8 protein-coding genes are annotated in these 7,198 nt (G+C 72.8%); 4 read left to right on the top strand and 4 right to left on the bottom strand.

Annotation, left to right across the window (positions count from 1 at the left end):
• Positions 1–3 precede the first annotated feature (3 nt).
• Genes Voc01_RS43655 through Voc01_RS43645 form a run of 3 tightly spaced genes read right to left on the bottom strand, consistent with a single transcriptional unit; the run spans position 4 to position 2,053 of the window.
• A complete protein-coding gene (locus tag Voc01_RS43655; protein ID WP_239160920.1) occupies positions 4–201 on the bottom strand; it encodes a ferredoxin in 198 nt (65 codons plus the stop codon).
• Between the two features lie 29 nt (positions 202–230).
• Positions 231–1,067 carry an ABC transporter permease gene (locus tag Voc01_RS43650; protein ID WP_203933634.1) on the bottom strand — a complete coding sequence of 279 codons (837 nt, stop codon included), beginning with the start codon at positions 1,065–1,067 and terminating at the stop codon, positions 231–233.
• Between the two features lie 2 nt (positions 1,068–1,069).
• The gene (locus Voc01_RS43645) at positions 1,070–2,053 is read right to left on the bottom strand and encodes an ATP-binding cassette domain-containing protein (RefSeq protein WP_203933633.1); all 984 of its coding nucleotides are present in this window, start codon (positions 2,051–2,053) and stop codon (positions 1,070–1,072) included.
• A 176-nt stretch (positions 2,054–2,229) separates the two neighbouring features.
• Between Voc01_RS43645 and Voc01_RS53710 the strand changes: the two genes are divergently transcribed.
• From Voc01_RS53710 to Voc01_RS43635, 3 genes are all read left to right on the top strand, one after another.
• Positions 2,230–3,486, top strand: coding sequence for a sensor histidine kinase (locus tag Voc01_RS53710; protein WP_239160919.1), 1,257 nt, complete (start codon positions 2,230–2,232; stop codon positions 3,484–3,486).
• Complete coding sequence (locus Voc01_RS53705) at positions 3,474–4,121, top strand: response regulator (RefSeq protein ID WP_239160918.1); 648 nt, start codon at positions 3,474–3,476, stop codon at positions 4,119–4,121. The genes Voc01_RS53710 and Voc01_RS53705 overlap by 13 nt, the downstream gene beginning before the upstream one ends.
• Before the next feature lie 155 nt (positions 4,122–4,276).
• Positions 4,277–4,879: a CBS domain-containing protein gene (locus tag Voc01_RS43635; protein WP_203933632.1), complete on the top strand. Its 603-nt coding sequence runs from the start codon at positions 4,277–4,279 to the stop codon at positions 4,877–4,879.
• Positions 4,880–4,883: 4 nt separating this feature from the next.
• On the opposite strand, the gene Voc01_RS43630 is transcribed toward Voc01_RS43635, so the two are convergent.
• Positions 4,884–5,294, bottom strand: coding sequence for a (R)-mandelonitrile lyase (locus Voc01_RS43630; RefSeq protein ID WP_203933631.1), 411 nt, complete (start codon positions 5,292–5,294; stop codon positions 4,884–4,886).
• A 141-nt stretch (positions 5,295–5,435) separates the two neighbouring features.
• Between Voc01_RS43630 and Voc01_RS43625 the strand changes: the two genes are divergently transcribed.
• Entirely contained in the window at positions 5,436–7,196 is a 1,761-nt protein-coding gene (locus tag Voc01_RS43625) for a sialidase family protein (protein ID WP_203933630.1), read from the top strand.
• Positions 7,197–7,198: the final 2 nt, after the last annotated feature.

Here is a 7,198-nt window from a genome sequence, read left to right as displayed (position 1 = left end):
CCGTCACTCCTCCGTCGATCCGGTCGCGACCTCGATCGCGCCGCCCGGGCAGCTGTGCTGTGCGTCGAGGACCGCCTCGTGGAGGTCGGCCGACGGGTGCGGCCGCAGGAGCACCACCGCGCCGTCGTCGTCGCTCAGTCCGAACACATCGGGCGCGATCCACGCGCATTCACCGTGCCCGATGCATAGTTCCCTGTTCACGCTCACGCGCACGATGGCCTCCCGGTACCTCAGCGACGCCGGAACAACGCGATGGCCACGGGAGCGGTCGCCAGGACGACCGCCGCGCACCCGGCGACCGACAGCAGCACCGACGACGCGTCGGCCGTCCCCAGCGCGAGCGCCCGCGCGGCGTTGATCGTCTCCGACATCGGGTTCACGTTCGCGACCGTCTGCAACCAGCCCGGCAGGCTGTCGAGCGGGACGAACGCGCTCGACGCGAACATCAGCACGGTCGTGACGACCCCGGTGATGGGCTCCAGCGCCTGCGCCGTGCGCAGCCACGCCGACAGTGCGAGGAAGACCCAGCTGACCGAGAACCCCACCAGCACCGCGATCCCGACCATTCCCAACGCTCCCGGCACCCCACCGGCCGGCGAGAAACCGAAGACGACGACGCCGAGGAGCAGGGTGAGGGTGAGGTCGATGGCGTTCTGCGCGGTGTCGGCGAGGCTGCGCGCCACGAGAACCGAACCCGTGCGCACCGGCATCGACTTGAACCGCGCGATGATGCCGTTGCCCATCTCGACGGTCAGGGCCGCACCGGACCGGGCGCCGGCGGCGACAGCGGTCGCCAGGATGATCGCCGGCAGCAGGTAGTCGATGTAGGTCACGCCGGCCGGGAAGCCGGGGGTCTTGTCGATGCTGCGGAAGATCTGGCTGAACAGCGTCAGCATGATGACCGGGTACAGCAGGCTCGGCAGCACGACGGCCGGGTTGCGCAACGCGCGCAGCGACCGGCCGGTCAGCACCCAGATCTGCACCGGCACGCTGGCCCCGCGCCCCTCGTCCCGCCCGGTATCGACGGCCGGCGGCTGCTGATCCTGCCTGGTGATGACGGCGGTCATCGTCACACCGTCCCTTCGGTGGTGGTCTCGTGGCTGTGCTCGTGGCGCTTCTCGTTCAGCGCGAGGTACGCGTCGTCCAGCGTCGGTTCCGCGAAGGCCAGCTCGGCGATCTCGACCCGGACCTCGTCGATGGCCCGCACCACGGCGACCAGCTCGCCGGACGTCGTGACCGGGGTGGTCAGCACGCGGCTGCCGGCCTCACCGGTCGGCGTGAAGCCGTTGCGCCGCAACGCGTCCGTGGCGGTGGCGACGTCGTCGACGCTGCGCAGCGTGACGTTGACGGTGCGCCGGCCGACCTTGGCCTTCAGCTCGGCCGTCGGTCCCGCCGCGATGACGCGACCGTCGGCGAGCACCGTGATGGCCGACGCGAGCCGGTCGGCCTCCTCGAGGTACTGCGTGGTCAGCAGCACCGTCGCGCCGTCGGCGACGAGGCCCTCGATGGTCTCCCAGACCGCGCGACGGCTCTGCGGGTCGAGCCCGGTGGTCGGCTCGTCGAGGAAGATCAGGCGCGGGCGGCCGACCAGGCACGCGGCCAGGTCGACGCGGCGACGCATCCCGCCGGAGTAGCCGCGGGTCTGCCGCTTGGCGGCGTCGGTCAGGTCGAACGCCTCGATCAGCTCGTCGGCGCGGCGGCGGGCGGCCGAGCGGGAGGCGCCGAACAGCCGGCCGAGCAGCACGAGGTTGTCGCGGCCGGAGAGGTTGTCGTCGACGGCGGCGAACTGGCCGGTCAGCCCGATGCGACGCCGGACCTCGGCGCCTTGGTCGACCACGTCGTACCCGGCCACGCGGGCGGTGCCGGCGCTCGGCCGCACCTGCGTGCTGAGCACGTTGACCAGCGTCGTCTTGCCGGCACCGTTGTGTCCGAGCAGGCCCACCACCGTTCCGGTGGCGACCTCCAGGTCGACGTCGTCCAACGCGGTGACGGAACCGAACTTCTTCGTGAGCCCGGACGTCTGGATCATCAGATCCGTCTTCGCTGCTGCCATGAAGCCACTCCCGCCGCTGTCGCTGACGCGATTCATGCAACCGGTCCGGCCGGTCCCGGCTCAACGGCACATCGAATTGTTTGGCGCTGGAGCACCCGGCGGGTATGGCCAGGTCTACCCGAAGGCTCGACCCAGCGACCTGGCCGGGGTGTCCGCCGCTGACCTAGCGTGGGCCCATGACGCTCCTCGGCGCGGTACGACGGCCCGGGTTCCTCGCCTCGGCCTGGCCGTGGCGGGCGCTCGCCTACGCCGCGACCACCGCCGCGGCGTCGGCCCTGCTGTGGCTCGCGCTCGCCGTTCCGCTGGTGCCGCTGGTGTTCGCCGTGCGGGTGCTGAGGACGGGCACCGTCAGCCTGACCGGTGCGGGTGGCCGGCACCTGTTCGTCGCCACCGTGCTGGGTCTGGCCGGCCTGGGCCTGCTCGCCCTGACGGCGCCGCCGCTCGCCGTCGCGGTGGCGCGGGTCGAGCGGTGGCGGCTGCGCCTGGTCGACCTGGCCGGCGGGCACGCCCCGGTGCGCGGAGGCCGGCTCTACACCGATCCCGCGACCTGGCGGGCGGTGGCGTACCTGCCCCTCCTCGGCGTCGTGGCGCCGGTGTGGCTGGCCGTGCTGACGCCGGTCGCGCTGCTCGTCGTGTCCACGCCCGTCTCGGCGGTGTACCGCCTCACGGTCGAGGACGACATCCTCCGCGTCGTCGAGCGCGTGGCGCTGGGCGCCGTGCTCACGCCCGTCCTCGTGTATCTGACCGCGTGGTCCGGCGGCGCGCACGCCGCGCTCGCCCGGACCCTGCTGTGCGCGGAGCCCGAGCCGTCGTTGACCGAGGTGGCGCGGTCACGGACGCGGCTGGCCGACGCGTTCGACGCCGAACGCCAGCGCATCGAGCGCGACCTCCACGACGTCGCCCAGCAACGGCTGGTGAGCCTGACCATGCAGCTCGGCCTCGCCCGGTACGACCTGCCGGCCGACTCCCCCGCGACCGCCGCCGTCGCCGCGGCGCACGAACAGGCCAAGACCCTCATGGTGGAGCTGCGCGACCTGGTGCGCGGCATCAGCCCGCGCACGCTGCGCGAGCTGGGCCTGCGGGCCGCCGTCGAGGAGCTCGCCGCCGGCAGCTCGGTGCGGGTGACCGTCGACGCGGGACCGGAACGGTTCCCGCCGCCGGTCGAGCGGGTCGCGTTCGCCGCCGTGGCGGAGGCGTTGGCCAACATCGTCAAGCACGCCGGCGCCAGCCGGACCGCGGTCACCGTCCGGCGCGCCGACGACCGGCTCGCCGTCGAGGTCCGCGACGACGGGCGCGGCGGCGCCGACCCGTCGGACGGGTCCGGTCTCACCGGCCTCGCCGACCGGGCCGCTGCCGCCGGCGGCCGCCTGCTCCTGTCGAGCCCGCCGGGCGGCCCGACGGTGCTGCGGGTGGAGCTGCCGTGCGCGTCGTGATCGCGGAGGACTCCGTGCTGCTGCGCGAGGGCCTCGGCGGGCTGCTGGCGCGGTTCGGCTTCGACGTGGTCGCCGCGGTCGGTGACGCCGACGCGCTCGTCGCCGCCGTCGAGCGGACCCGGCCCGGGCTCGTCGTCACCGACGTGCGGATGCCGCCGGGCTTCACCGACGAGGGACTGCGCGCCGCGATCGCCCTGCGCGCCGCCGACCCGGACCTGGCCGTGGTGGCGCTCAGCCAGTACGTGCAGCACGGCTACACCGCCGAGCTGCTCGCCTCGGGGCAGGGCCGCGCCATCGGCTATCTGCTCAAGGACCGCGTCGTCGACGTCGCGGAGTTCGTCGGGACGCTGCGGCGGGTCGCCGCCGGCGCGACCGTCGTCGACGCTGAGGTGGTGCGCCAGCTGATGCTGCGCCACCGGGATCCGTTGGAGCGCCTGTCGTCGCGGGAACGCGAGGTGCTGGCGCTGGTCGCCGAGGGCCACTCGAACGCGGCGATCGCCCGGATCCTCTCGCTCACCGGGGCCGGCGTCGTCAAGCACATCGGCAGCGTTCTGTCCAAGTTGGACCTGCCGGTCAGCGACGACACGAACCGACGCGTCCTCGCCGTTCTCACCTACCTGCGCGGCCGGCCCTGACACCCGGGCGGGCTTCGGCGCCCTCGTCACCGTTGCCGGCGGCCGGCAACCTGACCGGTCCGATCTTCGCCGCATCCGGCCCTGACCGTCGCGGGCCCGATGGGACAGGGTGGAGGGAGCGGGCGACCCTGTCCGCGGACAGGAGGTACCGGCCGATGCAGCCGCGGCAGGTCCGTGACGTCATGACCCGGCGGGTCGTCACCGCCACCGTCGACACCCCGGTCGAACAGCTCGCCCGCCTTCTCGCCGTCCACCGCGTGAGCGCGGTGCCGGTCGTCGACGCGGACCGGCGCGTCCTGGGCACGGTGTCGGAGGCCGACCTCGCGCACGGGGCCACCGGCACGGCCGGCGAGGTGATGTCGGTGCGACCGCCGACCGTTGCGGCCGACGCGCCGCTGTCGGTGGCCGCGATGAAGCTCGAGCACAGCACGGCCGGCCGGCTCCTGGTCACCGGTGACGACGGCCGGCTGCTGGGCGTCGTGTCCCGCGCCGGCGTCCTGCGTCCGCTGACCCGTCCCGACACCGCCATCCGCGACGCCGTCGAGCGCGTGCTGCGGCGCACCCTGCTGATCGATCCGGGCCGCGTCCGTGTCGACGTGCACGACGGTGCCGTCACGCTCACCGGCACGGTCGCGCGGCGCACGACCGCCGGCATGGCCGCCCGCCTCGCGGGTCACGTGCGCGGTGTGACGGCGGTCGTCGACCGCATCCACTTCGAGGTCGACGACACGGCGGGTCCGGCGCGGACCGCGGCCTGACCGGTCACACCGTGTCGTTCGCGGCGCGGTAGAGGTCGTCCGGCACCGGCTCCATCCACGTGGTCGGGTCGCCGCCGTCGGGCTTCGCCTCGAGCATCGCCAGATGGCTCATGAACGTGTCGGCGGCGGCGCCGTGCCAGTGGTCCTCCCCGGGCGGGCAGACGACCGTGTCGCCGGCGCGGACCCGGATCACCGATCCGTCGCGGATGCCGACCAGTCCCACGCCCTCGGTGACGTGCAGCGTCTGCCCGACGGCGTGCACGTGCCAGTTGGTGCGCGCGCCGGGAGTGAACCGCACCAACGCGACGGTCATCCGCGACGGTCCGGTACCGCTGTACACCGGTGTCATGTAGACGTCGCCGACGAACCGCTCCGCCGGCATCCTGGCGGTGGCCGCCACTGGCTTCAGTTCCACGGTCTCTCCTCGGTGTGCGGTGCCGCCGACCAGGATATGGCACCCTCTCCGTCACCCGTTCCCGGCCGCGGACTTCTATCGATCAAGGCCGATCATTGGTCGAATCGGGTCGACAGGTTCTGCCCTCCGCAGAGGAGAATCATGAGACGTCGATCGTCCGCCCCGGTGTTCGCGGTCGCGCTGGTCGCCTCCCTCGTCCCGCTGACGCCGGCGGCCGCCCACGCCGACCCGCCCGCACCGCACGAGCAGGCCGGCGGGGCCGCCGCCCGCACGGCCGCCGCGCTGCCCGCGCACCGGTACCCGAACCGCCTGATCAAGGAGACGTACGAGGCCCGCCGTCCGGGCGGCACCGGCGCGGAGGCGCCCAACGCGCCCGGTGCCCTGTGCCAGACGTACCTGCCGGACACGAACCCGTACCGCAACCCGGCGCCCAACGTCGACCAGATCGTCGGTGACCGCGTGGTCGAGGCCGGCACCCAGCAGGGCTGCCCGACCGCCCAGAACGAGACCACGATCGCGGTCAACCCGTACAACCCGAAGAACCTCGTCGCCGGCGCCAACGACTACCGGGTCTTCAACCCGCGCATCGGTCGCAACGACGGGTCGGGCTGGGCGTACACGACCTTCGACGGCGGACGCACGTGGACGAACGTCCAGCTGCCGAGGCTCGCCTTCCACACCGGCGCCGTGGGCGCACTGTCCTATATGGACTCGGTCGGTGACCCGTCGATCGCGTTCGGCCCGAACAACACGGTCTACTACTCGAACCTGGTGTTCAGCCGCGTCGTCCCCACCGACGGGACGCAGCAGGCGAGCGGACAGGTCGTGTCGGTCTCCCGCGACGGTGGGCTGACGTGGAGCGAGCCGCGAATCATCCGGCTCGACGGCGTCACGCCGGCCGGCACGCCGGTCCCGACGCAGTTCTTCAACGACAAGAACTGGGTCACGGCCGACCCGCACTCGGGCACGGTCTACGTGACGTGGACGCGCTTCACCTACACGGCCGACGGCTACCTCGAGTCGCCGATCGTCATGTCGAAGTCGACCGACTTCGGCACCACCTGGTCGCCGGTCGTGCGCGTCTCGCCGGCGCTGGACGGGTTCAGCGGCGGCATCACCCCGTACGCGCAGGGTTCGAACCCGGTCCTCGGCCGCGACGGCTCGCTGTACGTGGCGCACGAGGCATCCGTCTGCGGCGACGTCGAGTGCACCGGCTTCGAGGACCACGACGCGGTCGTCGTGTCGACCTCGCGGGACGGGGGACGGACGTTCCACCACACCGAGGTCGACGTGAACTTCAACTTCCCGCTGAACCCGGTCGTCGGCCGGCCGACGCTCACCGGTCAGAACTTCCGGATCAACAGCTACCCGCTGGCCTCCTACGACCCGGTCACCGACCAGGTGTGGCTGACGTGGGCCGACGACCGCAACGGCACCTACACCCCGGAGGGCCAGTCGGTGCGGACCAACGGCGACGTGTTCGTCGTCCGCGGCCGGCACGGCGAGAACTGGAGCAGGACCATGACCGTCGGCAGCCCGCAGGACGAGGTGTTCCCGGCGGTGACGTCGCTGGCCAGCCGGGTCGCCGTGTCGTACTACACGCGCAGGTACGACCCGAACGGGATCGGCCTCGACTACGCGTACTCGGCCGCCTGGAGCACCGGCATCGACGGCGCGCGGGTCCGGCGGATCACCACGCAGACCCAGAACCCGCAGGTGCAGTTCACCCAGGGCAACCCCGACGGAACCCAGATCCAGGGCGTGTTCATCGGCGACTACACGGGCATCGCGATGGGCTGGGACTTCCAGCTCCACCCGTGCTGGGTCGACTTCCGCGGCCGGCCCGGGGTGACCACCCCCAACCAGGACGCGTACACGCAGTCCATCTTCGGTCTCGTCTGACG

The organism is Virgisporangium ochraceum (assembly GCF_016863655.1).
GTDB classification, from domain to species: domain Bacteria; phylum Actinomycetota; class Actinomycetes; order Mycobacteriales; family Micromonosporaceae; genus Virgisporangium; species Virgisporangium ochraceum.
This window is presented reverse-complemented; position numbering and strand designations above follow the sequence as displayed.